The organism is Leucobacter chromiireducens subsp. solipictus (genome assembly GCF_016758195.1).
In the GTDB taxonomy this organism is placed as follows: domain Bacteria; phylum Actinomycetota; class Actinomycetes; order Actinomycetales; family Microbacteriaceae; genus Leucobacter; species Leucobacter solipictus.
In genome coordinates, this window is record NZ_QYAC01000001.1 from 540,949 (window position 1) to 564,735 (window position 23,787).

Here is a 23,787-nt window from a genome sequence, read left to right on the forward strand (position 1 = left end):
CTGTTTGTTAGCGGGTGGTGCCTGCGATCTGGGGCAGGGCACCGCCGGCAGCCGCATTGCGGTCCGGCCTGAAGTTTGAGAGGTCGACGCCCGGAACGTTCGAGACGAGGGCCAGCTCGTCTTCGATCAGAGCGGCCTCCCACTCTTCCGGGCCGACGAGCGGGAGCCGCACGCGCGGGCTCCCGATACGGCCGAGGCCGTGGAGGATGTACTTGGCGGCAACCGTGCCGGGCACGTGCGTCATCACGGCGCGCACGAGCGGCTCAAGGTTCTGGTGTGCCTCGCGCGCGGTGTGCAGATCGCCCGCGTTGACGGCGTCGACGATCACCCGGTACGGGGCGGCCGCGATGTTCGCGGTGACCCCGATGAGTCCCGTCGCCCCGATGGAGAGGTGCGGCAACACGTTGGGGTCGTCGCCCGAGAAGTACATGAGATCCGTCTGGTTGAGCACGCGGCTGACCTCGCTGAGGTCGCCCTTGGCGTCCTTCACCGCGAGGATGTTCGGATGCTTGGCGAGGCGCAGGATCGTCTCGTACTTGATCGGCACCCCGGTGCGGCCGGGGATGTCGTAGAGGATGACGGGCAGGTCCGTGGCGTCCGCGACCATGCGGAAGTGCGTCAAGAGGCCCGCCTGGGTCGGCTTGTTGTAGTACGGCGTCACGATCATCACGCCGTCCGCGCCGGCCTTCTCGCTGGCCTGGTAGAGCTCGATCGCGTGCGCGGTCTCGTTCGAGCCGCCGCCCGTAATGATCTTCGCGCGCCCGCTGGAGACCGACTTGGCGACCTCCACGAGCTTCAGCTTCTCAGGGTCGGTCAGGGTGCTCGTCTCGCCGGTCGTGCCGGTGACCACGATGCCGTCGGCACCGCTGACGATGCATTCGTCGATGTGTTTCTCGACGGCAGGCCAATCGACTTCGCCGTCCGCCTGGAACGGCGTTACGAGCGCGACGAGTACCTGTCCGAAAGGATTCTCCTGATTTGCCACCTCACTAGGGTACCGGACACGGCCGACTCTCACTCATTCGGCGCTCGCCGGCGGGGTGAATTCGGGGGCAGAACGCGGAATCCGAGGGGTGTGGACGCGAGAAATTACGCCGCGTCACGCCGCCAGCGCTCGATGTGGAAGTGCAGCCCGGTGGCCGAGACCTGCTCCGGCCCGGCCTCGACGCGCTGCCACTCGGCCCCGATCTCGGGGGCAAACGTGTCGGCGTCCGGGACCTCCAGTGCGATCCGGGTCACCACCAGCTCCGTGGCCACGGGCAGCGCCGCGCGGTAGAGCTGGCCGCCGCCCATCACCCAGGCGTCAACGTCCCCGGCCGTCGAGTGCCGCAGCTGCGCGAGCGCCGCCTCGAGCGATTCGGCGAGCCGGGCCCCCGGGGCGGCATACTCCGGGGTCCGCGTGACGACGATGTTGTCGCGCCCCGGGAGCGGCCGCACGCGCGCGGGCAGCGACTCCCAGGTGCGCCGCCCCATGATCACGGGAGCGCCGAGTGTGGTGCGTTTGAAGTGTGCGAGGTCCTCGGGCAAGTGCCACGGCATGTCGCCGTCACGCCCGATCGCGCCGCCCGCGGCCTCGGCCCAGATCAGCCCGATCCGGGGTGCCTCGGCTGCGCTCACACGGCCACCGGGGCCTTGATGCCCGGGTGATGCTCGTAGCCGAGCACCTCGAAGTCATCGAGCGTGTAGTCGAGGATCGAGTCGGCCTTCCGGATCGCGATCTGCGGGTACGGGAAGGGCTCGCGCGCGAGCTGCGTCTCGACCTGCTCCACGTGGTTGTCGTAGATGTGGCAATCGCCGCCGGTCCACACGAACTCGCCGGGTTCCAGCCCGGTCTGCTGCGCGACCATCAGCGTGAGGAGCGCGTAGGAGGCGATGTTGAAGGGCACCCCGAGGAACATGTCCGCCGAGCGCTGGTACAGCTGGCACGACAGCTTGCCATCCGCCACGTAGAACTGGAAGAACGCGTGGCACGGGGCCAGTGCCATCTGGTCGAGCTCCGAGACGTTCCACGCCGAGACGATCAGCCGGCGCGAGTCGGGCGTGTTCCGGATCTGTTCCACGACCTGGGTGATCTGATCAATGTGTTCCCCGTCAGGCGTAGGCCAGGAGCGCCACTGCACCCCGTACACCGGGCCGAGGTCGCCCTGTTCGTCCGCCCACTCGTCCCAGATGGTGACACCGTTCTCCGTCAGGAAGGCGGTGTTGCTCTCGCCGCGCAGGAACCAGAGCAGTTCGACGGCCACGGACTTGAAGTGGACGCGCTTCGTGGTGAGCAGGGGGAACGACTCCGCGAGATCGAACCGAATCTGCCGGCCGAACAGGCTGCGCGTGCCCGTTCCCGTGCGATCAGACTTGGGAGTGCCGTGCTCGTACACTTCACGAAGCAGGTCCTCGTAGGGGGTCGGAATCGAGTTCGCAGTCACCCCACCAGTGTACCTACCGGCGGTCCTGTTTCGCTGTCAGCATGAGCAGGTCGGCGCGCGAGATAAACGCCGCCGAGGTCTCTCCGGGCTGCCACTCGGCGACCCCAAAGGACCAGCCGGGATCGGGCACTGCGCGCCGCAGCCGATCCCCCGTCTCGGTGCCGGCTCGCGCGTCCGAGTCGATCAGCAGCAGCGCGAACTCGTCGCCCCCGAAGCGCGCGAACACGTCCTCGGGCCGCGTGTGTTCCTGCAGCGCGCGCGCAAAACTCTGCAGCACCCGGTCCCCCTCGGCATGCCCCAGCTGATCGTTGACGGATTTGAAGCGATCCAGATCCAGGTAGAGCAGCGCAATCGGCTGGCCGCTCCGCTGCGCGGCGGCCACGGCCTTGCCCAGCAGCCGCTCGAAACCACGCCGATTCCACACGTCGCAGAGCGGATCGGTAATCGAGGCCCGCTCCAGCCGCCCCTTAAAGCGGCCGATGAGCTCTCCGATGACGATCCCAGTGACCGCGAGCGTGAGCAGGATCGGCAGGATCTCCTCCCCGAAGCGCACCACCATGATGACGCCGTAGACGGTGATCCAGATATACCCCAGCACCCGCGCGAACCACATGGGCAGAAACCACACGAGCAGCAGGAAAAAGGGGAGGAACAGCAGGCCCAGATTGACGGCGCGCAGCGCGTTCGGAGCGAAGTACACGGTCGGAACCACCGCGAGCATCACCGCGATCATCAGGAGCCCGGCCGCGGCGGGCCGGAACCGCCGCCCCGCCCAGAGCACGATCCCCGCCGCTACGAAGCAGGCGATCATGGTCGCGATCAGGTCCGGGCGCGGCGCGGCCCCGATGCGGAACACGGAGGCGTTCAGCGCGGCGAGCGTGCCGCCCGAGAGCAGGAACAGGGCGGTCGCGATCGACAGCTCGCTCTGGCGTCTGCGCATGATCCGTCCCCTTCCGCACCACCGACTCGCGTCTTCGGAGTCGCACGGTTCCCCGCAGCGGGTCCCCCGAGTGTAGAGCACAAGGGGAGCCGCGGCGAAACCGAGAACGGCGCGGGGCCGAGGATCTCACGATCCTCGGCCCCGCGCGTCACAACGAAGCTGAGGTCTACCCCAGGCCGTCATCGAACACCGGCATCGCCGAGGTGTCCGATCGCGCGTCCGCCTTCGCGAGCACCTGGCCCCGGAAGAAGGCGGGCTTCGCCTTGGCCTGCAGCAGCATCAACACGACGCCGAGGCCCAGCACCACGACCCCGATGATTCCGACGAGGCCGACGCCGCCGATGTTGCTGCCGGAGCCGAATTCGGGATCCATGCTGTCCACCGTGGTCTGGACGAACACGATGAGCAGCAGAATGCCGCCGAGACCCGGGAGCACAAGCTTCGACATCACCGAACCGAACCCCTCCTTGATCGCGGTCTTGCGGAAGTACCACGGGCTCGAGAGCGCGGTGATCCCGTAGTAGAAGCAGACCATCATGCCGAGGGCGGTAATCGTGTCCCACAGCACGTCCTCGCTGAGGAACCGCATGAGCGCGTAGAACACCGAGGCGACGATCGAGGACAGCATCAGCGCAACATACGGCGACTTGTACTTCGGGTGGATCTTCTTGATCGCGGGCGGCAACGCGCCGTAGTGCGACATGGCGAGCAGCGTGCGCGCCGGGGAGATCGCGGTGGAGTTGATCGAGGCCATCGCGCTCACCAGGATCGCGACGGAGAGCAGGATCGCGGCCGGTCCCATGACGGGGTGCGCGAGGGCCGCAAACACGTTCTCCGCGATCGCGGGGTTGTTCAGCCCCGTTCCGGTCTCGCCGAGGCCCGCGTAGGCGACGGTCGCGGCGGCGGTACTGACGTAGAGCACGACGAGGATGAAGACCAGAATCATCGCGGCCTTGCTCTCCGTGGAGAGGCGACCCTTCGACGGCTTCGTTTCCTCGCCCATGGTCAGGACGGTGTCCCAGCCCCAGTACACGAAGATCGAGACCGCAATTCCGGCGGCGAACGCGCTGAAGCTGTCCACCTCGAGCGGGTTAAACCAGGACAGCTCGGGAATCCGACCCGCCTCGTTCGCGGGATCCGCGGCACCGATGAACATCGCGACGATGAACCAGATCATGATCGCCATCTGGAACACCACGGTGATGTACTGGAAGATCTTGGTCGAGGTCATGCCCCGGTAGGAGATGAACGTTGCCACGGCCATGAAGCACAGGCACACGAGGATGTTGATGAACTTGTTGCCCGACAGCTCGGCGATCGAGGGATCGTTCGCGACGATGCTGATCGACTGGAACAGGAACTCCACCGCGATGCCCGCGAGGTTCGAGAGCACGAGCACCGTTGCGGCGATGAGCCCCCATCCGGCCATCCAGCCCACCCAGGGACCGAACGCGCGCGACGCCCAGGTGAAGGAGGTCCCCGAGTCCGGCATCGCGGTGTTCAGCGCGCGGTACCCGAGCGCCACGAGCAGCATGGGCAGGAAGCCCATGAGGAAGATCGCGGGCGTCTGATACCCGACCTCGCTCGCGGCCGGCCCGACCGCGGCGGTCAGCGTGTACGCGGGCGCGCACACCGACAGCCCGATCACGAGCGCCCCCATGACACCCACGGTGCCCGACGGGAGGCCCTTCTTGCTGATTCCGGTAACCGAGTCGAGGGTCCGAGTTCGTGGCTCGGGGGCGTTGAGGTCGTACTTCGCCATCACAACCGTGCTTTCTCGCGCGAGGTGGTGCGCATCGTCGGCGACAGGAGATTCGTTACTGAATCCGCGCGAGGTCATCTTGGCCCCGATCCCTGGCTTTCGGGCATCGAGTCTATGCAGCAGATGCCGATTTCCCTAATCCTTGGGAGGAATCCCACCGATTTCGTGTTTTTCGCGTCGAATTGCTTCGCGAATCGCTGCTCGGGCCCGCTTTCGATCCCCACATGCGTCGTACACGATGCCGAGCCGCATCCAGGACTGCCAGCGCTCGGGGGCGGCCTCCGCCTCGGCCCGGTAGCGCGGAAACGCCGCGTCGGCATCGGCGCGCTCGGGGCGGCCGGACGGCCGGGTGGCGACCGGCTCGTCCGGCATCTCACCGGCCGCGGCCAGTGCATCCGCAAGGCGCGTCGCCTGGCGCCCGAACATCAGCTCTCGCACCAAGGCCCAGACCCCGAGCAGGGGCAGCACGAGCATCGCCACCCCCATGACGATCGGGAGCAGCTCGCCCGAGCGCAGCAGCCCGATCGCGCGGATCCCGGCGAACACGAAGTACAGCACGAGCAGGGCGCTCATGATCGTGACGCCGACGATGGCGCGAAGCCGCGCGCTCATGCCCGGTCCCCCGCCGCGACCGTGCCGAGCTCCGAGAGCCCCAGCACGCGATCGAGACCCACCGTCAGGCCGGTCGCGCTCGTCGCAAACTCGAGCGCCGCACGGATCCCCGCGCGATACGCGTCGTTCGAGTGGGTGTCGTGGACCACGCTCAGCACCTCGCCGGGGCCGCCGAAGCGCACCTCCTGCTTCGCGACCACCCCCGCCAGACGGAGGCTGTGCACGGGGATGCCAGCGACACGCTGCCCGCGCGCGGGCTGTTCCGCGAAGGGCGCGTCGACGGGCGCACCGCCGCGCGCCTCGGCCATGAGTTCCGCGGTGCGCACGGCCGTTCCGGACGGCGAATCGACCTTGTTCGGATGGTGCGCCTCGATCACCTCGATCGCGTCGAAGTACGGGGCCGCGATCCGCGCGAGCGCCGTGCCGAGCACCGAACCCAGCGAGAAGTTGGGCACCACGAGCACCCCGCCCTGCGCGGCAGCCACGCGTTCGGCGAGCGTCGCGAGCCGCTCCGCGGACCAGCCACTGGTCCCCACGACCACGCGCTGTCCCCGCGCCAGCGCCCGATCGACGATCTCCGCGGACGCGTCCGGGTGACTCACGTCAACCAGCAGATCCGCGTCCGCGCCTTCCTCCGGCGCGGACGCGCTCGTGAGGCGCGCGACAAGCTCGAAGTCCGGATGCGCTTCGACCACCTCGCACACGAGGGTTCCGAGTCGGCCAGTGGCCCCGGTGACGGCAACGCGTTGTGACATGCCCTCTAAACTACCGCGTCCGCGCGGCCCGGCGTGCCGAACCGTCCGGCCCCCGCAGGCTACGCGTTCGGCTGCAGTCCCGAGCGCGCGACGTCGCCGACCGCGACCACGGTGAGCGGCCGACCCGCGAGCGCCGCAGCGACCTCGCGCACTTCCTCGCCCGTGACCGCGTGGATGAGCGCCAACGACGTGTCGAGATCGTAGAGCTCCCCCGTCCCGATCTCCGCGCGGGCGAGGCGTCCCATCCGGGTCTCGGAATCCTCCAGTGCCAGCGCGGAGGATCCGGCGATCTGGCCGAGTGCCCGCTCGTGTTCCTCGGCGGTGATGCCGGAGTCCGCAAGCTTCTGCAGTTCGAGCTGGCTGAGCTCCAGTACCTCGCTCGCCTTCTCCGGGGCCATGCCGGCGTACATCCCGAAGACTCCCGTGTCGGAGTAGCTCGCGCCGAACGAATAGGCCGTGTACGCGAGTCCGCGCTTCTCGCGGATCTCCTGGAAGAGCCGGCTGGACATGCCGCCGCCGAGCACGGAGTTCATGATGCCGAACGCGAAACGGCGCGGGTCCGTGGCGCGCAGCCCCGGAGTGCCGATGAGCAGATTAATCTGCTCGCTCGGACGCTCGGTGACACAGATCCGCGGGGACGCACTCGCGGCGGTGACCGCGAGCTCATCACTCGCCTGCGCGCGCCGGCGCGGGGCCGCCTCGCGGTCGGTATGCCAGCGCTCCTCCGGCGAGGCGTTCAACGCGGCGAGCACCTGCGCCACCAGGGCGTCGTGGTCCACGGCCCCGGCGGCGGTCACCACGAGCGTGCTCGGATCGTAGCGGTCGCGGTAGTGCCGATCCACGTCGTCGCGTCGCGCGCCACGGATCGTCTCGGGCAACCCGCCGATCGGGCGTCCGAGCGGATGATCCCGCAGCACCTCAGCGAACAGCTGCTCGCTGGCCACGTCCGCGAGATCGTCCGCCGCCATCGCGAGCTCCTCAAGGATCACGCCGCGCTCGGTCTCAAACTCCTCCGGATCCAGCACCGAGTTCGTCACCATGTCCGCGAGCGCCGCGACGGCCTCCGGCAGGTCCGCGTCGCGCACCTTCGCGTAGTAGCAGGTGTACTCCTTGGCCGTGAGCGCGTTGTGCTCGGCCCCCATCTGGTCGAAGGTGGTGGCGATCTCGTAGGCGTTCCGCGTGGGCGTGCCCTTGAACAGCAAGTGCTCGAGGAAGTGGGTGGAGCCGAGGCTGCCCGGCGCATCGTCGCGATCCGCCTGCTCGTCCCGCGACCCGACGCCCACCCAGAACCCGATCGTGGCGCTGCGCGCACTCGGCATCAGTTCGGTGAGGACCCGCAGGCCGCTCGGGTGCACCGTGCGCCGCATCAGACTCCCATTGAGGTCTACGGTGAGTTCGGCCTGGTCCAGGGGCAGGAGGATCGGTTCGCGCATCCCCCCAGCCTATCCGGCGCGGATGGGGAGCTTCCGCTTAGGCGCTCTGATCGCGCAGCCGCACGAGCCGTTCGTGGCCGGTCTCCTCGAGCTCCGCGATGTCGGAACGGGACTTCAGGAAGTCGGAGAAGGATCGGAACCCCAGCGCGCGTTCGGAGAACGAGGGATCCATGCGGCGCATCTGCTGCTTCACCGCGGAGCTGTACAGCCAGCCGGAGTCGTCCTTCTCCTGCCCGAGCCACAGCGCCCGAATGAGCAGGCCCGTCGCCTCGATCTCGGGATCGCCGTCCTCATCGTCCACGTCATCCGCGTCGACCTGCGCATCCAGCACCGCGCCGAGTGCCGCGAGTGCGGGATCCTCCGCGCCCGTTGCGGGATCCGGCACCGTCTGCTGCCGGCGACGGCGGCCGCGCGTGGTCGGTGCCGGAGTGGCGGATTCCGCCGCGGCTTCTGCGGCCTCCGCGGCCTCCGGGGTGGCTTCGTTCGGAGATTCGCTCGCGGCTTCGCTCGGCACGTCGCTCGCGGCACGCCCACGACGCCCGGAACCGCTCGCCTGGGCCCGCTCCGGGCGCTCCGGGAGCTCGACGCCCGGCAGCGCGTCATAGCTGGCAAACTCGTCACACGCGGCCTTCAGAGACTTCGCGGTCGAGCCCGCGACGCCGATCCCCACGACGTAGCGTCCCAGCCGCTTGCACCGCTGCGCGAGCGGCACATAGTCGGAGTCGCCCGCGACGATCACCACGTGGGTGAGATCGTCGAGCCGGAACATGTCCTCGACGGTGTCGACGGCGAGCCGAATGTCCGCGCCGTTCTTCGCGTAGGCGGCGGCGGGGAACAGCTGCACGAGATCGACCGCCCGCGCGACCAGCTGCGAGCGATACACGGCGTTGATGGGGGCGGACCAGTCCGCGTATGCCCGGGTGAGGACCAGGGTGCCAAAGGAGGAGGCGTAGTCGATGATCGCGCCCACGTCCACGGCCGCGGCGCGCATCCGCTCGGCAACATCCGGCGCGGTCGGATCCTCGGCGATGCGCTGCCGATCTCGCGAAAACGAGTTGCGCCCGTGCACCCGGTCGTACCAGGAGAGCACGATGTTGTCGAAGTCGAGGTAGACCGCGACGCGGCCGTTCTGGGTATCCGCCATGCGCCCAGTCTGTCAGGCTCGGGGCCCGCTGTCACCGCGCAGACGCGACCGCGCCCGCCGCTCCCCTGCTGGGGTGCGACGGGCGCAGTGTCGAGCCGGGCGCTGCCCGGGCGCGGCGGTTACTCCGCTGCGGGGGCCTCGGCCTCGGCCGCGGGGGCCTCGGCCTCAGCGGCCTGCTCCTCGATCACGGGCTCCAGCGAGAGCTTGCCGCGATCGTCGACCTTCGTGATCTTCACGAGGATCTTCTGGCCCACCGAGAGCACGTCGTCCACGCTCTCGATGCGCTTGCCGCCGGCAAGCTTGCGCACCTCGGAGATGTGCAGCAGGCCGTCCTTGCCCGGGAGCAGGGAGACGAACGCGCCGAAGGCGGCGTTCTTCACGACCGTGCCGAGGTACTGCTCGCCGACCTCGGGGTTCTGCGGGTTCGCGATCGCGTTGACCTGCGCGCGCGCAGCCTCGGCCGCGGGGCCGTCGGTCGCGCCGATGTAGACGGTGCCGTCGTCGTCGATCGAGATGTCGGCGCCGGTCTCGTCCTGGATACCGTTGATCGTCTTGCCCTTGGGGCCGATCAGCTCACCGATCTTGTCGACCGGAATGTTGACCGTGATCACGCGGGGCGCGGTCGGGGCCATCTCGTCCGGCGCGTCGATCGCCTGGTTCAGCACGCTGAGGATCGTGAGGCGTGCCTCGTGAGCCTGCGTCAGCGCACCCTTCAGCACGTCGGCGGGCAGGCCGTCGAGCTTCGTGTCGAGCTGGATCGCGGTGATGAACTCCGAGGTACCGGCGACCTTGAAGTCCATGTCGCCGAGCGCGTCCTCGGCGCCCAGGATGTCGGTGAGCGCCGCGTAGCGGGTCTCACCGTTCAGCTCGTCGGAGACGAGGCCCATCGCGATACCGGCGACGGGTGCGCGCAGCGGCACGCCCGCGTTCAGCAGCGACAGGGTCGAGGCGCAGACGGAGCCCATCGAGGTGGAGCCGTTCGAGGACAGCGCCTCGGACACCTGACGGATCGCGTACGGGAACTCCTCGCGGCTCGGCAGCACCGGCACGAGGGCGCGCTCGGCGAGGAAGCCGTGCCCGATCTCGCGACGCTTCGGCGATCCCACGCGACCGGTCTCACCGGTCGAGTACGGCGGGAAGTTGTAGTGGTGCATGTAGCGCTTGCTCGTGATGGGCGAGAGCGAGTCGATCTGCTGCTCCATCTTGAGCATGTTCAGCGTGGTGACACCGAGGATCTGGGTCTCGCCGCGCTGGAAGATCGCGGAGCCGTGCACGCGCGGGATGACCTGCACCTCGGCGTCGAGCGCACGGATGTCGCTCGTGCCGCGGCCGTCCATGCGGACGCCCTCGCTGAGCACGCGGTTCCGGACGATGTCCTTGGTGACCGACTTGTACGCGGCAGAGACCTCAGCGTTGGCGGACTCGGGAAGCTCCCCCGCGTCGACCTTCGCGGCGATCTGTTCCTTGACGCGCGCCTTCAGTGCGTCGTCAGCGTTCTGACGCTCCTGCTTGTCCGCGATCAGGTAGATCGGGGCCAGCTCCTCGCGGGCGAGCGCGTCGACGGCGGCAAGCACCTCGTCGGTGTAGGGCAGGAACACCGGGTACTCGGCGATCTCCTTCGCCGACTGCGCGGCGAGCTCCGACTGCGCCTTGCACAGCTGGGCGATGAAGGGCTTTGCGGCGTCGAGACCGGCGGCCACCACGGCCTCGTTCGGCTTCGTCGCGCCGCTGCGGATCAGGTCCCAGCTCTGCTCGGTGGCCTCGGCCTCGACCATCATGATCGCGACGTCGTCGTTGCCGTTCGAGTCGGTGACCACGCGGCCGGCGACCACGAGGTCGAAGACCGCGTCCTGCAGCTGCTCCGCGTTCGGGAACGCGACCCACTGATCGCCGATGAGGGCGAGGCGCACGCCGGCGATCGGGCCGGAGAAGGGCAGGCCGGAGATCTGCGTCGACGCCGATGCGGCGTTGATCGCGAGCGCGTCGTAGAACTCGCCCGGAGCGATCGAGAGCACGGTCACGACAACCTGGACCTCGTTGCGCAGGCCGCTCACGAAGGACGGGCGCAGGGGGCGGTCGATGAGGCGGCAGACGAGGATCGCCTCGGTCGAGGGGCGGCCCTCGCGACGGAAGAACGAGCCGGGGATCTTGCCGGCGGCGTACGAGCGCTCCTCGACGTCGATCGTGAGCGGGAAGAAGTCGAAGTGATCCTTCGGCTGCTTCGATGCGCTGGTGGCCGAGAGGAGCATCGTCTCCTCGTCCAGGTACGCGGCAACCGCGCCCTGTGCCTGCTGTGCGAGGCGCCCGGTTTCGAACCGGATCGTCCGCTTACCGAACTTGCCGTTGTCGAGGACAGCCTCGGCGAACTTGATTTCAGGACCCTCCACGGGTTCTCCTTTACTTCTGGCGAGCACGCAGCAACCGCTCGCAGACGCCGACGGCCTGCGAGTGCTGATCAACAGTGGAAGGCCACTCCCGAGATCCCAGAAACGAACTGGGAGGGATCCACCACCGAAGACCAGCCACCGTGTGCTCGGTTCATCGTTGGTGCGGGCAGACGCCCGCGTTTCTCAGGATAGCACCGCGGCCCTCAACGGCGGGTGAAATCCCTGGTGCCGCTTAGACTGGAGCGCACATTTCCGCAGCACCGAACGGAGCCCAGGCGCATGCCAGTAGATCAGGATCCCGCGATCCGGCGCAGGGCTCGCCGCGACACCGCGATCATCGTGTCGCCCCTCGCGGTCGGCGTGCTCCTCAACGCGATCGTGCGGCCCTGGCTCGCCACGCTCATCGATGCGGAGGAGATCCGGCAGGCTGGATCGGTGCGCGGCTCGAACCGGTGGTGGGAGCCGACCCCGCAGTCGGTGGCCGAGCACCCCGTGATCTCCTGGTTTCTGAGCGTCAGCGACGGCGCGCTCGCCGGGGTGCTCCTCGCGAGCTGCGGGCTCATCGCGATCGCGATGTGGCTCCGCGGACGCAGCGCGCGGCGTCGCAGCGAGCGACGCCGCGCAGCTACGCAGACTCCGTGAAGAGGGCCTCGCCCACGTACTCCCCCGGCTGCATGCCACCCGGAACCGCCCACAGGCCCGAGCCCACGTGCCGCAGGTACTCGTTCATCGCGTCGCCCTTGAGGCTCTGCTGCACGCGCACGAACGTCTCGGGCGTGCGCTGATAACTGATGAAGAAGAGCCCGGCCCCCAGCTGGCCGAGCGGGTTCGACCCGTCAACGTAGTTGTAGCCGCGGCGCAGCATGCGCAGCCCGCCGTTCTGCTCGGGGTGCGCCAGCCGCACGTGCGCGTCCACGGCGATCGCGGGGCCGCCCGCCGTCGACTGCGCCGCGAAGTTGGGGGCGTCGAACTCGGCGCCCCCGGAGAGCGGGCCGCCCTCGCCCTTCGTGCGGCCAACGATCTGTTCCTGCTCAGCAAGCGAGGCGCGATCCCAGGTCTCGATCGTCATCGCGATCTTGCGCGCGACGAGGTAGCTGCCGCCGCGCAGCCACGCCTGCGGGTGATTCTTCGGCACCCAGATGTACTCGGCGAGCGCGTCGCGCTCCTCCGCCATGACGTTCGCGGTGCCGTCCTTGAACCCGAACAGGTTGCGCGGCGTGTCCTGGTTGAGTGAGGTCGAGGAGGTGCGACCGAAGCCGAGCTGGCTCCACAGGATGCGCGCCTTCCCCATGGCAATGCGGCTGAGGTTGCGGATCGCGTGCACGGCGACCTGCGGGTCATCGGCGCACGCCTGCACGCACAGATCCCCGCCCGTCGTCGCGGGATCGAGCAGATCAAACGCGAACGCGGGCAGCTCCGTGAACTCCGCGGGCCTGCGGTCCGCGATCCCGAACCGATCGATGCCCTCCGCGTTCGCGAACAGCGAGGGCCCAAACCCGAAGGTCAGGGTGAGCCCTGCGGCACCCAGGCCGAGCGCGTCCCCCGTGTCGTCGGGCGGAGCGAGCGGTGGGCCGTCAACCGCGCCGGCCGCGGTGACGTCCTCGCCGCGCGTCAGCCGCTCGGCCGCCGCCGTCCAATCGCGCAGCAATTCGATGAGCGCCTCGCGGTCGACCCCGCGCAGCAGCTCGAAGCTCGCGAAGTGCAGGCGATCCTGCGCCGGGGTGACGATTCCGGCCTGGTGAGCGCCGTGGAACGGGATCACCCGGTCGCCGGCTCCCGGGCCGGAGCCGCCGCCCAGCGCGCCATGTCCGGCGGCGTGCGCGAGCGCAGCACCGCTGGCACCGCCGACCGCGAGGCCGGCGGTGCCAGCGCCGAGCAGGCCGAGGAGCCCGCGTCGGCTGACGCGACGCTCGCTATTCGGCACTGATCCCGAGCACCGTGTGCGTGAGGCGGGACATCGGCTCGCTCAGCGCGTTCAGCTGTGCGCCGAGCTCGCCGCGGGCACGCTGATCCACCGTCGAATAGTCGACGAAGCCGGCCTCGAAGTCGCCGTAGCTGGCGAGCAGCTCAAGCATCCCGGCAAACTGCGCGTCGAGCGTCGTCGTGAGCTGGGCCCCATCGTCGCCCTTCGCCGCGGCGATGTCGCGCACGGCCTCGTACGCGACCCGCGCGCCCTCGACGTTCGCGCGGAAGTCGTAGAGGTCGGTGTGGGCGAACTCGTTCTCCTCGCCGGGCAGCTTGCCGTCGGGTGCGGCAATCTCGTCGAGCAGGCCGATCGCGCCGTTCGTGATGTCGCTCAGCGTCAGCGAGAAGTCATCCGAGTGCACGAGGTCGTAGAGGGAGGTGATGTCGGCAACGAGCTTGTCGCCCACCTCGGCGCGCTCCGCCGGCGTCAGCGCGACGAGCTGCTCATCGGGGTAGTTCTGCTTCGCCGCGTCGAGCCAGAGGTCCATCTCGATGCGGTGGAAGCCGGTGAACGGCAGGCCCTCGGCTTCGGCACCCGGCTTGCGGTAGTCGATCGCGGGGTCGAGATCGCCGAACTGCTCCGCGGTGGGCTCGATGCGCTCGTAGCTCACGCGTGCGAGCGGGAAGAGGCGCCGCGCCTCGTCGTCGTTGCCCGCGGCGTACGCGTCGACGAAGGCCTGCACCTGGGGCACGAGCTCCGCGGCCTGGCTCTTCACGTATGCCGTGTAGCTCGTCACGGCAGCCTCCTCGGCCGCCGCGTCATCGGCGCTCGCCGCAACACTCTCGCCGGTGACGGTGAACGCGGTCTGGCCGATCCCCGCGCCGACCATGCCGGGCTTACACACGGTGAAGTACTCGCCGGGCTGCGCCACGAGCGTGAGGTCGCGGCTCGAGCCCGGCGCGATGTTCTCCACTTCCCCGACGATGCTGAGCTCGTTCTCCGCGAGCACGTAGAACTCGGTGACCTGCTCGCCCGAGTTCGTCACCGTGAAGGTGATGGGGCCGCTCGGAGCGGTCGCCGCGCTGACCGCACAAGCGGCGGCACTGGAATCGACGGTGAGGGCGGTCGTGGCGGCGGAGCCAGCCCCCGCATTGAGGACACATCCCGTCACCGTCAGGGCGCCGGCCGCCACAACGGCGGCGAAGGTCAGGGGGGAACGAAGCTGCACGGTGGTCTCCTCGAGAGTGCGGAAAGTGCGGGTTACGGACGTGCGGACGGCACGGCCGAGGGGGAAGGGATGTCGGAATCGGGGGCCGGGCGCGGTGCCGGGGTTCGGGCGGGAGCACGGTGCCGGGCGCGCCGCACAAACAGCGTCATCGTGGGACCGAGGTACAGGGCGTAGGCGAGCAGCTCGAGTCGGGTCATCTCGGGCGTGAAGCCGATGGTGCCCTTCAGCAGGCTGCCCAGAATTCCGTCGGGCGCGATCACCTGGGGAACGCGAAACGCCCAGGCGGACTCCCCGTACCAGGACTGGACCCACGCGCTCGCACCCTCGGGTGCCAGGGCAAAGGGCCCGGGCAGCACCGCGGCTTCCTGGAGATCGTGAATGGCGTAGGCCACAACCCCCGCGGCGAACACGATGAGCAGCGCCCCAGTCCAGGTGAAGAACCGTGCGAGGTTGACGCGCAGCAGGCCGCGGTAGATCAGCCACCCGAGCAGCGCGGCGACGACGATACCCGCGACCGCCGCGGCGAGCCCGAGCAGGGGGCCGTCCCCCGAGGCGCGGGTGGTCGCCCAGATGAACAGCGCGGTCTCCAGGCCTTCGCGCCCCACCGAGAGGAAGCCGACGGCCACGATCCCCCAGCCGGATCCCGCGATCGCGTCACCCAGCTGTCCTTCGAGCGCGCCGCGCATGCCCCGGGCGGTGCGGAGCATCCAAAACACCATCCAGGTGACGAGCGCCACCGCGAGCAGTGAGAGAGATCCGCCGATGATCTCCTGCGCCTGGAAGGAGAGGCCATACGCCCCAAAGGTGAGCACCGCGCCGACGGTGAGCGAGACGCCCACGGCGAGGGCCACCCCGGCCCAGATCCGCCAGGCGACGTCGCGGCGGCCAATCCGCTGCACGTACGCGAGCAGGATCCCGACCACGAGCGCAGCTTCGAGGCCTTCGCGCAGGCCGATCAAGAAGGTTCCGAGCATGGAGTGCGGCCTTACGTTCAGGGATGGTGTGATGATGGTTAGGCTCACCTCAGCGGAACCGGGGATCACATTACTCCTGCGCGCTCCCCCATCGCAAGCCCACATCTGATGTGATCGGGGAATTAGCGGGGGCCCGTTCCACGCCGCGCACCCCACGCCCGCACACCAGAAACACCGCAGCCCCCGCCGAATCGGCGGGGGCTGCGGTGCGCGAGCGTTGACTAGAGGGCGTCGACGTCGATCGTGTGCACGGCCTCGGTGCCGATCGCCGCGGCGAGGCGCTCGATCACGTCCGGCGCGACCGGGGCGTCGATGGAGAGCACCGACAGCGCGGTGCCCTTCTTGTCGTCGCGCGCGATCTGCAGACCCGCGATGTTCACGCCGGCCTCGCCGAGCACGCTGCCGTAGGCGGCGACAATGCCCGGCTGATCCGTGTAGCTGAACACGATCAGGTGCTCGGGGATCGGGAGCTCGACCTCGTAGCCGTTGACCTCCACGATCTTCTGGACCTGCTTCGGGCCCGTGAGCGTGCCCGAGACGGAGATCACCGTGCCGTCGGTGAGGCCGCCGCTGATCGTGATGACGTTCCGGTAGCTCTCCGAGGTGCCGTCCACCGAGAACTGCACCTCGACGTTGCGCTGCTCGGCGAGGAGCGGCGCGTTCACGTAGGAGACGGGATCGCTGACGATCTTCGAGAACACGCCCTTCAGTGCGGCGAGGCGCAGCGCCTCGACGTTGCGCTCGGCGAGCTCGCCGTGGACCTCGATATTGATCGAGGCGAGTCGCCCGGCGGCGAGGCCCGCGAAGACCTGGCCGAGCTTCTCCGTGAGCGGGAGGCCCGGGCGCACGTACTCGTCGATGACGCCACCGGCGACGTTGACCGCGTCGGGAACCAGGTCACCCGCGAGCGCCAGGCGCACGGACTTCGCGACCGAGACGCCGGCCTTCTCCTGCGCTTCGGCGGTGGAGGCACCGAGGTGCGGCGTGACGTTGACCGTCGGCAGCCCGGTCAGCGCGGTGTCGGCCGGGGGCTCCTGGACGAACACGTCGAGCGCCGCACCGGCGATCTCGCCCGCGGTCAGCGCCTCGGCCAGTGCGGCCTCGTCGATCAGGCCGCCGCGTGCGACGTTCACCACGTAGGCGGTCGACTTCATCGCGCGCAGCTGTTCCGCGCCGATCATGCCGAGCGTCTCGGGGGTGCGGGGCATGTGGATCGTGAGGAAGTCCGCGCGCGCCACGAGCTCGTCGAGCGTCACCAGCTGCACGCCGAGCTGCTGGGCGCGCGCCGCGGTGACATAGGGATCGTAGGCGACAAGTTCGACGCCGAAGCCGCGGAGGCGCTCGGCGACGAGCGCGCCGATCCGGCCCAGTCCGATAATGCCGATGGTCTTCTCGTAGAGCTCGGTGCCCGTGAAGGACGAGCGCTTCCACTGCCCCACGGAGAGCGACTCGTGCGCTCGCTGCAAGTGGCGTGCGAGACCGAGAATGTGGGCGACGGTGAGCTCAGCGGCGCTGATCACGTTCGAGGTGGGGGCGTTAACGACCATCACGCCGGCCTGAGTGGCGGCCTTGATGTCGACGTTGTCGAGACCGACGCCCGCGCGGGCGACGACCTTGAGCTTCGGTGCCCAGCTGAGCGCCTCGGCGTCGATCTGGGTGGCGGAGCGCACGAGCACCGCATCGGCGGTCGCGAGCGCCGAGCGCAGCGCGTCGCGATCGGTGCCGTCGACGTGCACCACCTCGAAGTCGGGGCCAAGCGCGGCGATGGTGGCGGGTGAGAGTTGTTCGGCGATCAGCACGACCGGCGCAGACATCAAGCGAATCCTTCGGGTCAGCGACAGGGAATCTGCGTGAGGCACACGCAGACCTCTACCCTACCGCCGCATCGGGCGTGTCCGGTGCGCGCAGCAACAATCCGTCAGGGAGCTTCCGCCGCTACTGGGCGAAGTAGGAGGACTCCGGGATCACGTGCATGAGATCGAGCTGCAGCACAGCAACCGCCGCAATTCCTGCCGCGAGCAGGAGAATTCGAGTCCATGCGCCGCGGCCTCGACCGATCAGCAGGGCTCCGGCGAGCACCACGAGCGGCAGCACCACCCCGGCGATCAGCCACAGCCAGCCGGACACGCTCAAATCCATGCCGAGTGCCCCGCTCAGGCCGAGCATGCCCGTCAGGTTCCCGACCCCGGTGATCGTCGCATACACATACAGGCCCACGAGCGCCAGGCCCGCCACCCACGACAGGATACGTTTCGCCACGGCTATGCCCCCCGGGTAATCAGCATGGGCAACGGCAGCAGCACCACCGCGCCAATCGCGAGCAGGATCGCCAGGCGCGCGGTGCGGTTGCCCCGGCTGAGCGCCAACGCCATGAAGAACCACAGGGCCGGGGCGAACGGTGCCGCCCAGAAGACGATCTGCTGCAGGATCCCGCCGATCGACCCGCTGCCCGCCGCGGTGAGCGCGTTCACGGCAGAGTACGCCTGCGCGACGATGAACCAGCCCACCGTGTAGAGCAGATAGATGCCGCCAAAGACGCCGAGCGCCACGAGCGCCCCATTGGACACCTGCGGCCGCGCGTCGTCGGCGTCGTCCGCGTGCTCCGCCGCACTCGCGTCAGCCGCGTCGAGCTCGGCGCCCGCGAGCAACTCGGGTGCCGGATCCGCCACCGCTTCCGGGGCCGGCTCAGCCGCCCCCTCCACTGTCCAACCGCTCGCCAGCGCGCTCTCCCGAGGCACCCGAACCGACTTCTTTTGCATCCCTCTAGCCTAGCTTCGGCAGGCTCGGAGACACCCGGGAAGACGATGATCCCGCTATATTCGAAGTGACCCCTCCCCTTGGAAGAGAGCAGCCATGACCGAAACTCCGAAGAAGAAGGTTGTCCGCGTCGAGCAGCCCCAGTCCGCCGAGCCGGCCGCGGCGCGCGCGTCGAACGATTCGGGTCCCGCATGGACCCCCTCCGCCGAGTCGAAGGCGAAGGCCACGCGCCTGCGCATTATCGCCTGGGTCGCGTGGATCCTGGCCATCGGCGTACAGGCCTTCGCGATCTTCTGGATCCTGAAGCAGGTTCCCGTCAACATGTGGCTGCTCATCGGCGCCATCGTCGTGACGGGCGTGCTCTCGGTCGCGGGTTCCCTGTGCTGGAAGCAGGCGAACCGCCTCGATCCGGCGTCTGAACGCGACAAGGTCAAGTTCTTCATCCAGAACCAGCTCGGCGCGATCATGTCGATCGTGTCGTTCCTGCCGCTCATCATCATGATCTTCCTGAACAAGAACATGAGCGGGAAGCAGAAAGCTCTCGCTGGCGGCATCGGCATCGTCGTGCTGCTCATCGCCGCGGCCTTCGGCGTCTCGTACCAGTCCCCGTCGCAGGAGCAGTACGCCGCGGAGACCAACATCATCGAGCAGCTCACCGGCCAGGACGAGGTGTTCTGGACGAAGAGCGGCGGCGTCTTCCACGTCTGCGACGCGGTCCCCGACGTGAACAAGGAGTCGAAGGACGGCACGATCTACCGGGGCACCGTCGCGGCGGCCCACGAGGCCGGGAAGGACCGCCTCACGCTGAAGTGGGAGAGCGAGGCCACGAAGTACTGCGGATTCACGCAGGAGCAGGTCGACGCGGTGAACGCCGCGGTCGCTGCCCCCGCGCTCTCCGAAACGCCGGCCGAGGACGCGCCCGCCGAGGAGGTTCCTGCCGAGTAGCCCGCGTGCCCTGCGAGGCCCCGCACCCGCCCGGGTGCGGGGCCTCGGTCGTTCGTTCCGCAGGAGATTCACGGGCCAGGTGCCGGATCCGGGTCGAAATCTCCTGTGCGTTCGTGAATCTCCGAGTCGTTGGTGAACGCGCGCGGGGCCGCCTGGTCCCGGGGCGCCCTCGGCGTCCCGGCGTGGGCGCACCGCCGCTGGCGTCCCGGCGTGGGCCGCGGTCGTCCCGCCACGCACCGCCCGGCGCCTAGGATGGACGGGTGACCCCGCACCTTTTCGACCTCGCCGCGATCGGCGCGGGGCTGCCCGTCGCCGCGGCACACGACGAGCTGACAGACGCGATCGCGCGCGGGGCCGCCGTCATCACGGCGCCGCCCGGCACGGGCAAGACCACGTATGTGCCGCCGCTCGTCGCGAACCTCCTGGCTGATCGAGCGGACGGCCAGGGGCGCATCCTGGTCACCCAGCCACGGCGGGTCGCGGTGCGCGCAGCGGCCCGGCGGCTCGCAGAGCTCGATGGAAGCCCGACCGACGGCCCCGTCGGCTTCACGGTGCGCGGCGAACGCGAGGTCAGCGCACGTACCCGGGTTGAGGCGCTCACGCCGGGCGTGCTCCTGCGGCGGCTCCTCGCCGATCCCGCGCTCGACGGCGTCAGCGCGGTGATCCTCGACGAGGTGCACGAGCGCTCGGTCGACGGCGATCTGTTGCTCGGCATGCTCGCCGAGCTGCGGGAACTGCGGCCGGAGCTCACGGTGATCGCGATGTCGGCCACGCTCGACGCGGCCGGGCTCTCCGAACTGCTGAACGCGCCCGTCGTCGCGGTTCCGTCCCCGCTCCACCCACTGGATATCGTGTACGCGCCGGGGGCCGCTCCGCGGCTCACCGAGCGCGGCGTGACGCGCGAGTTTCTCCACCACGTCGCGCAGCTCGCCGTCACCGAACAGCGCGCGGCCGGCCACGACGCCCTCGTGTTCGTTCCCGGGGCACGGGAAGTCGACGACGTGGTGCGTCACATTCAGGCGCTCACGGCGGCCCTGCGGGGCGACGCCGCAGTGGAGGCGCTGCCCCTGCACGGCCGCATCCCGGCGCGGGACCAGGATCGCGCGGTGTCTGGCCGCCGCCCCGGGGACCCCCACCGCATCGTGGTGAGCACGTCCCTGGCGGAAAGCTCGCTCACCGTGCCCGGGGTGCGGCTCGTCGTCGACGCCGGCCTGGCGCGCGAGGTGCGCCGCGACCGCGCCCGCAGCATGACCGGCCTCGTCACCGTGAGCGCAGCTCGGGCGAGCGCCGAGCAGCGTGCGGGGCGCGCCGCCCGACAGGGCCCTGGCAGGGCCGTCCGAGCGTACTCGGAGACGGAGTTCGCCCGAATGCCGGCGGCAGCGCAACCCGAGATCCTCTCCGCCGACCTCACTGACGCCGCGCTGTTGCTCGCCGCGTGGGGCACGCCGGGCGGGGACGGACTCCCCCTCCTCACGCCCCCGCCGCGCGCGGCGATGACCGAGGCCGTCGCCGAGCTCCATGCCCTCACGCTCACCGACGAGACAGGCCGCCCCACCGCCCTCGGCACCCGAGTCGCCGGACTCCCGGTCCGTGTCCGCGAAGCCCGCGGCCTGCTCGCCGGGACCGCGGAGCTCGGCGACCCCCAGGCCGTGGCCGAGGTGATCGCCGCGATCTCCGATGACTTCCGCGAGCCAAGCGGCGACCTGAGCGCGCTGCTCCGCGCGCTGAGAGACGGCCGCGCCCCCGGTGCCGAGCGGTGGCGACGGGAGAGCCGCCGCCTCGCGCTGATCGCGGCGGCAGAGCAGAGAACCGGTGCCGGATCGGGCACCGGATCGAGCGCCGGGGTCGTCACCGCGCTCACCCGCCCCGAGTGGATCGCGCGCCGCACCGCCGAGCATTCCCGAAGCTACCTGCTCGCGAGCGGAACCCGCGCGGCCCTTCCCGAGGGCAGCCCCCTCCTCGCACACGAGTGGCTGGCGGTGCGCGAGGTGCAGCGCGTCGAGGGTCGCATCGGCGACGGGACCGGCGCCGTCATCCGGCTCGCGGCAGGGCTGACGGAAGCGGATGCGCTGCGCGTGGGCGCACCGCTCAGTCGCACCGAGCGGATCGCGCGGGTCGCCGACGGCCGGGTCCGCGTCCAGGAACAACGCCGCCTCGGCGCAATCGTGCGCAGCGCAAGCCCGGTGCGAGCCACCCCCGAAGACACCGGTCCGGCGCTCGCCGCGCACCTCCGCGAGGTCGGGCTCGACGCCCTCCGCTGGAGCGAGGCGGCCACGACGCTGCGCGGCCGCCTCGGACTCCTCCACCGGGAGCTCGGCACCCCCTGGCCCGACGTCTCGGACGCCGCGCTGCTCGACGGGATCGACGGGTGGTTGGGTCCGGATCTCGCACGGCTCACCCCGCAGTCCTCGCTCCACGGGATCGACGTGACCTCGGCGCTGCGCCGGCTGCTCCCCTGGCCTGAGGCCGCGCAGATCGACGCGCTTGCGCCGGAGCATCTCGCGGTACCGTCCGGCTCTCGGATCCGCATCGCGTACCCTGCCCCGGACGACCCGGACGCCAGGCCCATCGTCGCGGTGAAACTGCAGGAACTCTTCGGCTTCGCGGACACCCCGCGCCTCGCGGACGGCCGGGTGCGGATCCTGTTCCATCTCCTCTCCCCGGCCCGGAAACCGCTCGCGGTGACGGACGACCTCGCCTCGTTCTGGAGCGGCCCGTACCAGGACGTTCGGAAAGAAATGCGGGGGCGGTACCCGAAGCACCCGTGGCCGGAGGATCCGTGGACGGCGGAGGCGACGGCCCGCACAACGCGCGCCGCACGGGGATAGCCGCGCGGAAACACCGCAGGCCCCGGGGAAACCCCCGGGGCCTGCGGTGTGTCAGGCAGTGTGTGTCAGCCTGGCTTTAACGCGCGGCGCTGCCGTCGACGTAGTCCTCGTCGGTCGACTTCCACGCGAACAGCTTGCGGAGCTCGCGACCGGTGGTCTCGATCGGGTGGGTCTCGCCCTTGGCGCGAAGCTCCAGGAACTCCGTGCCGCCGTTGTCCTGATCCTCGATGAAGCGCTTTGCGAAGGCACCCGACTGGATGTCCGCGAGCACGGCCTTCATGTTCTCCTTGACGGAGGGATCCACGACGCGGGGGCCGGAGACGTAGTCGCCGTACTCAGCGGTGTCGGAGACCGACCAGCGCTGCTTGGCGATGCCGCCCTCCCACATGAGGTCCACGATCAGCTTGAGCTCGTGCAGCACCTCGAAGTAGGCGATCTCGGGCTGGTAGCCCGCCTCGGTCAGCGTCTCGAAGCCGTACTGGACGAGCTGCGAGGTGCCGCCGCAGAGCACGGCCTGCTCGCCGAAGAGATCCGTCTCGGTCTCCTCGGTGAAGGTCGTCTTGATGACGCCCGCACGTGTACCACCGATGGCCTTCGCGTAGGACTTCGCGGTCTCCCACGCGGTGCCCGAGGCGTCGACCTCGACGGCGATGATGTCGGGGATGCCACGGCCGGCCTCGAACTCGCGGCGCACGGTGTGGCCGGGAGCCTTCGGTGCGACGAGGATCACGTCGACGCCCTCGGGCGCCTCGATGTACCCGAAGCGGATGTTGAAGCCGTGCGCGAACGCGAGGGTCTTGCCCGCGGTCAGCTGATCCTTGATCGAGTCAGCGTAGATCGCGCGCTGGTGCTGATCCGGCGCGAGGATCATGATGAGGTCCGCCCAGGCCGCGGCGTCGGCCACGGTCTTGACCTCGAAGCCAGCCTCTTCCGCCTTCTGGATCGACTTCGAGCCCTCCTTGAGGGCGATGACGACCTCGACACCGGAGTCACGCAGGTTCATGGCGTGTGCGTGTCCCTGGGAACCGTAGCCAACGACAGCTACCTTCTTGCCCTGGATGATCGACAGGTCGGCGTCTGCGTCGTAGTACATCTCAGCCACGTGGACTTCTCCTTTGATTTGCGGTTCATGTGTGCGCGGGTCGCGCACAGGTTCGGGTGCGCGGTACGGTGACCGCGCGGTTAGTTCTTAAATACGCGCTCGGAGATCGACTTCGAGCCGCGGCCCATCGCGATGAGCCCCGACTGGGCGATCTCCTTGATCCCGTACGGGTCAAGCACCTTGAGGAAGGCCTCGATCTTGGCGGAGTCACCCGTGACCTCAATCGTGAGGGCCTCGGGGACCACGTCGACGACGCGCGCCCGGAACAGGTTCACTGCTTCGAGGACGTGCGAGCGTGACTGGTTGTCCGCACGCACCTTGATGAGGACGTGCTCGCGCTGCACGGAGCTGGTCTCATCCAGCTCCACGATCTTGATGACGTTGACGAGCTTGTTCAGCTGCTTCGTCACCTGCTCCAGCAGGGTTTCGTCCTCGTCGACGACCACGGTGATGCGGGAGAGTCCGCGCATCTCCGTCGGGCCGACAGCGAGCGACTCGATGTTGAAGCCGCGGCGGGCGAACAGCCCCGCCACACGGGTCAGCAGACCGGGCTTGTCCTCGACGAGGAGGCTGAGAACGTGACGAGCCATG

Annotated in this window: 21 protein-coding genes; 3 read left to right on the forward strand and 18 right to left on the reverse strand. The window is 69.4% G+C overall.

The window, feature by feature from the left end; all coding sequences use genetic code 11:
* Positions 1 to 7: 7 nt before the first annotated feature.
* The 10 genes from dapA to D3230_RS02570 form a co-directional block, all read right to left on the reverse strand.
* The gene (gene dapA, locus D3230_RS02525) at positions 8 to 985 is read right to left on the reverse strand and encodes a 4-hydroxy-tetrahydrodipicolinate synthase (protein WP_202343413.1); all 978 of its coding nucleotides are present in this window, start codon (positions 983 to 985) and stop codon (positions 8 to 10) included.
* A gap of 104 nt (positions 986 to 1,089) precedes the next feature.
* The gene (locus D3230_RS02530) at positions 1,090 to 1,617 is read right to left on the reverse strand and encodes a dihydrofolate reductase (protein ID WP_337249054.1); all 528 of its coding nucleotides are present in this window, start codon (positions 1,615 to 1,617) and stop codon (positions 1,090 to 1,092) included.
* Entirely contained in the window at positions 1,614 to 2,423 is an 810-nt protein-coding gene (locus tag D3230_RS02535) for a thymidylate synthase (protein WP_202343414.1), read from the reverse strand. Before D3230_RS02535 ends, D3230_RS02530 begins: the two co-directional genes overlap by 4 nt.
* A 13-nt stretch (positions 2,424 to 2,436) precedes the next feature.
* A complete protein-coding gene (locus D3230_RS02540) occupies positions 2,437 to 3,363 on the reverse strand; it encodes a GGDEF domain-containing protein (RefSeq protein ID WP_202343415.1) in 927 nt (308 codons plus the stop codon).
* 166 nt (positions 3,364 to 3,529) lie between these two features.
* Entirely contained in the window at positions 3,530 to 5,125 is a 1,596-nt protein-coding gene (locus D3230_RS02545) for an APC family permease (protein WP_202343656.1), read from the reverse strand.
* A 135-nt stretch (positions 5,126 to 5,260) separates the two neighbouring features.
* Positions 5,261 to 5,737, reverse strand: coding sequence for a tetratricopeptide repeat protein (locus tag D3230_RS02550; RefSeq protein ID WP_202343416.1), 477 nt, complete (start codon positions 5,735 to 5,737; stop codon positions 5,261 to 5,263).
* Positions 5,734 to 6,492: a 4-hydroxy-tetrahydrodipicolinate reductase gene (gene dapB, locus D3230_RS02555; RefSeq protein ID WP_202343417.1), complete on the reverse strand. Its 759-nt coding sequence runs from the start codon at positions 6,490 to 6,492 to the stop codon at positions 5,734 to 5,736. Before dapB ends, D3230_RS02550 begins: the two co-directional genes overlap by 4 nt.
* Before the next feature lie 59 nt (positions 6,493 to 6,551).
* Complete coding sequence (locus D3230_RS02560) at positions 6,552 to 7,925, reverse strand: M16 family metallopeptidase (protein WP_202343418.1); 1,374 nt, start codon at positions 7,923 to 7,925, stop codon at positions 6,552 to 6,554.
* A gap of 37 nt (positions 7,926 to 7,962) precedes the next feature.
* Entirely contained in the window at positions 7,963 to 9,069 is a 1,107-nt protein-coding gene (locus D3230_RS02565) for an NYN domain-containing protein (protein WP_202343419.1), read from the reverse strand.
* A 119-nt stretch (positions 9,070 to 9,188) separates the two neighbouring features.
* The gene (locus D3230_RS02570; RefSeq protein ID WP_202343420.1) at positions 9,189 to 11,456 is read right to left on the reverse strand and encodes a polyribonucleotide nucleotidyltransferase; all 2,268 of its coding nucleotides are present in this window, start codon (positions 11,454 to 11,456) and stop codon (positions 9,189 to 9,191) included.
* Between the two features lie 279 nt (positions 11,457 to 11,735).
* Here D3230_RS02570 and D3230_RS02575 point away from each other — a divergent pair, with 279 nt between their 5' ends.
* Complete coding sequence (locus D3230_RS02575; RefSeq protein ID WP_202343421.1) at positions 11,736 to 12,098, forward strand: hypothetical protein; 363 nt, start codon at positions 11,736 to 11,738, stop codon at positions 12,096 to 12,098.
* Here the strand turns inward: D3230_RS02575 and efeB are convergent.
* The 6 genes from efeB to D3230_RS02605 form a co-directional block, all read right to left on the reverse strand.
* On the reverse strand, positions 12,082 to 13,380 hold the full coding sequence (efeB, locus tag D3230_RS02580) for an iron uptake transporter deferrochelatase/peroxidase subunit (protein WP_202343422.1): 1,299 nt from the start codon (positions 13,378 to 13,380) through the stop codon (positions 12,082 to 12,084). The genes D3230_RS02575 and efeB overlap by 17 nt on opposite strands.
* Positions 13,370 to 14,590, reverse strand: a complete 1,221-nt coding sequence (gene efeO / locus D3230_RS02585) for an iron uptake system protein EfeO (protein WP_202343423.1) — start codon at positions 14,588 to 14,590, stop codon at positions 13,370 to 13,372. The genes efeB and efeO overlap by 11 nt, the downstream gene beginning before the upstream one ends.
* A gap of 32 nt (positions 14,591 to 14,622) precedes the next feature.
* Positions 14,623 to 15,564, reverse strand: coding sequence for an iron uptake transporter permease EfeU (efeU, locus tag D3230_RS02590; protein ID WP_202343424.1), 942 nt, complete (start codon positions 15,562 to 15,564; stop codon positions 14,623 to 14,625).
* Between the two features lie 221 nt (positions 15,565 to 15,785).
* Complete coding sequence (gene serA, locus D3230_RS02595; RefSeq protein ID WP_202343425.1) at positions 15,786 to 17,378, reverse strand: phosphoglycerate dehydrogenase; 1,593 nt, start codon at positions 17,376 to 17,378, stop codon at positions 15,786 to 15,788.
* Positions 17,379 to 17,499: 121 nt separating this feature from the next.
* Positions 17,500 to 17,823 carry a hypothetical protein gene (locus tag D3230_RS02600; RefSeq protein WP_202343426.1) on the reverse strand — a complete coding sequence of 108 codons (324 nt, stop codon included), beginning with the start codon at positions 17,821 to 17,823 and terminating at the stop codon, positions 17,500 to 17,502.
* A gap of 2 nt (positions 17,824 to 17,825) precedes the next feature.
* A complete protein-coding gene (locus D3230_RS02605) occupies positions 17,826 to 18,323 on the reverse strand; it encodes a hypothetical protein (RefSeq protein ID WP_202343427.1) in 498 nt (165 codons plus the stop codon).
* Positions 18,324 to 18,417: 94 nt separating this feature from the next.
* Here D3230_RS02605 and D3230_RS02610 point away from each other — a divergent pair, with 94 nt between their 5' ends.
* Positions 18,418 to 19,266 (forward strand): hypothetical protein, encoded by an 849-nt coding sequence (locus D3230_RS02610; protein WP_202343428.1) that lies wholly within the window; start codon positions 18,418 to 18,420, stop codon positions 19,264 to 19,266.
* A gap of 260 nt (positions 19,267 to 19,526) precedes the next feature.
* Positions 19,527 to 22,094, forward strand: coding sequence for an ATP-dependent helicase HrpB (hrpB, locus tag D3230_RS02615; protein ID WP_202343429.1), 2,568 nt, complete (start codon positions 19,527 to 19,529; stop codon positions 22,092 to 22,094).
* A gap of 76 nt (positions 22,095 to 22,170) precedes the next feature.
* Here the strand turns inward: hrpB and ilvC are convergent, their stop codons facing one another.
* Both ilvC and ilvN read right to left on the reverse strand, forming a co-directional pair.
* Positions 22,171 to 23,187, reverse strand: coding sequence for a ketol-acid reductoisomerase (gene ilvC / locus D3230_RS02620; protein ID WP_237466849.1), 1,017 nt, complete (start codon positions 23,185 to 23,187; stop codon positions 22,171 to 22,173).
* An 89-nt stretch (positions 23,188 to 23,276) separates the two neighbouring features.
* Positions 23,277 to 23,786, reverse strand: coding sequence for an acetolactate synthase small subunit (gene ilvN, locus D3230_RS02625; protein WP_202343431.1), 510 nt, complete (start codon positions 23,784 to 23,786; stop codon positions 23,277 to 23,279).
* Between the last annotated feature and the right edge of the window lies 1 nt (position 23,787).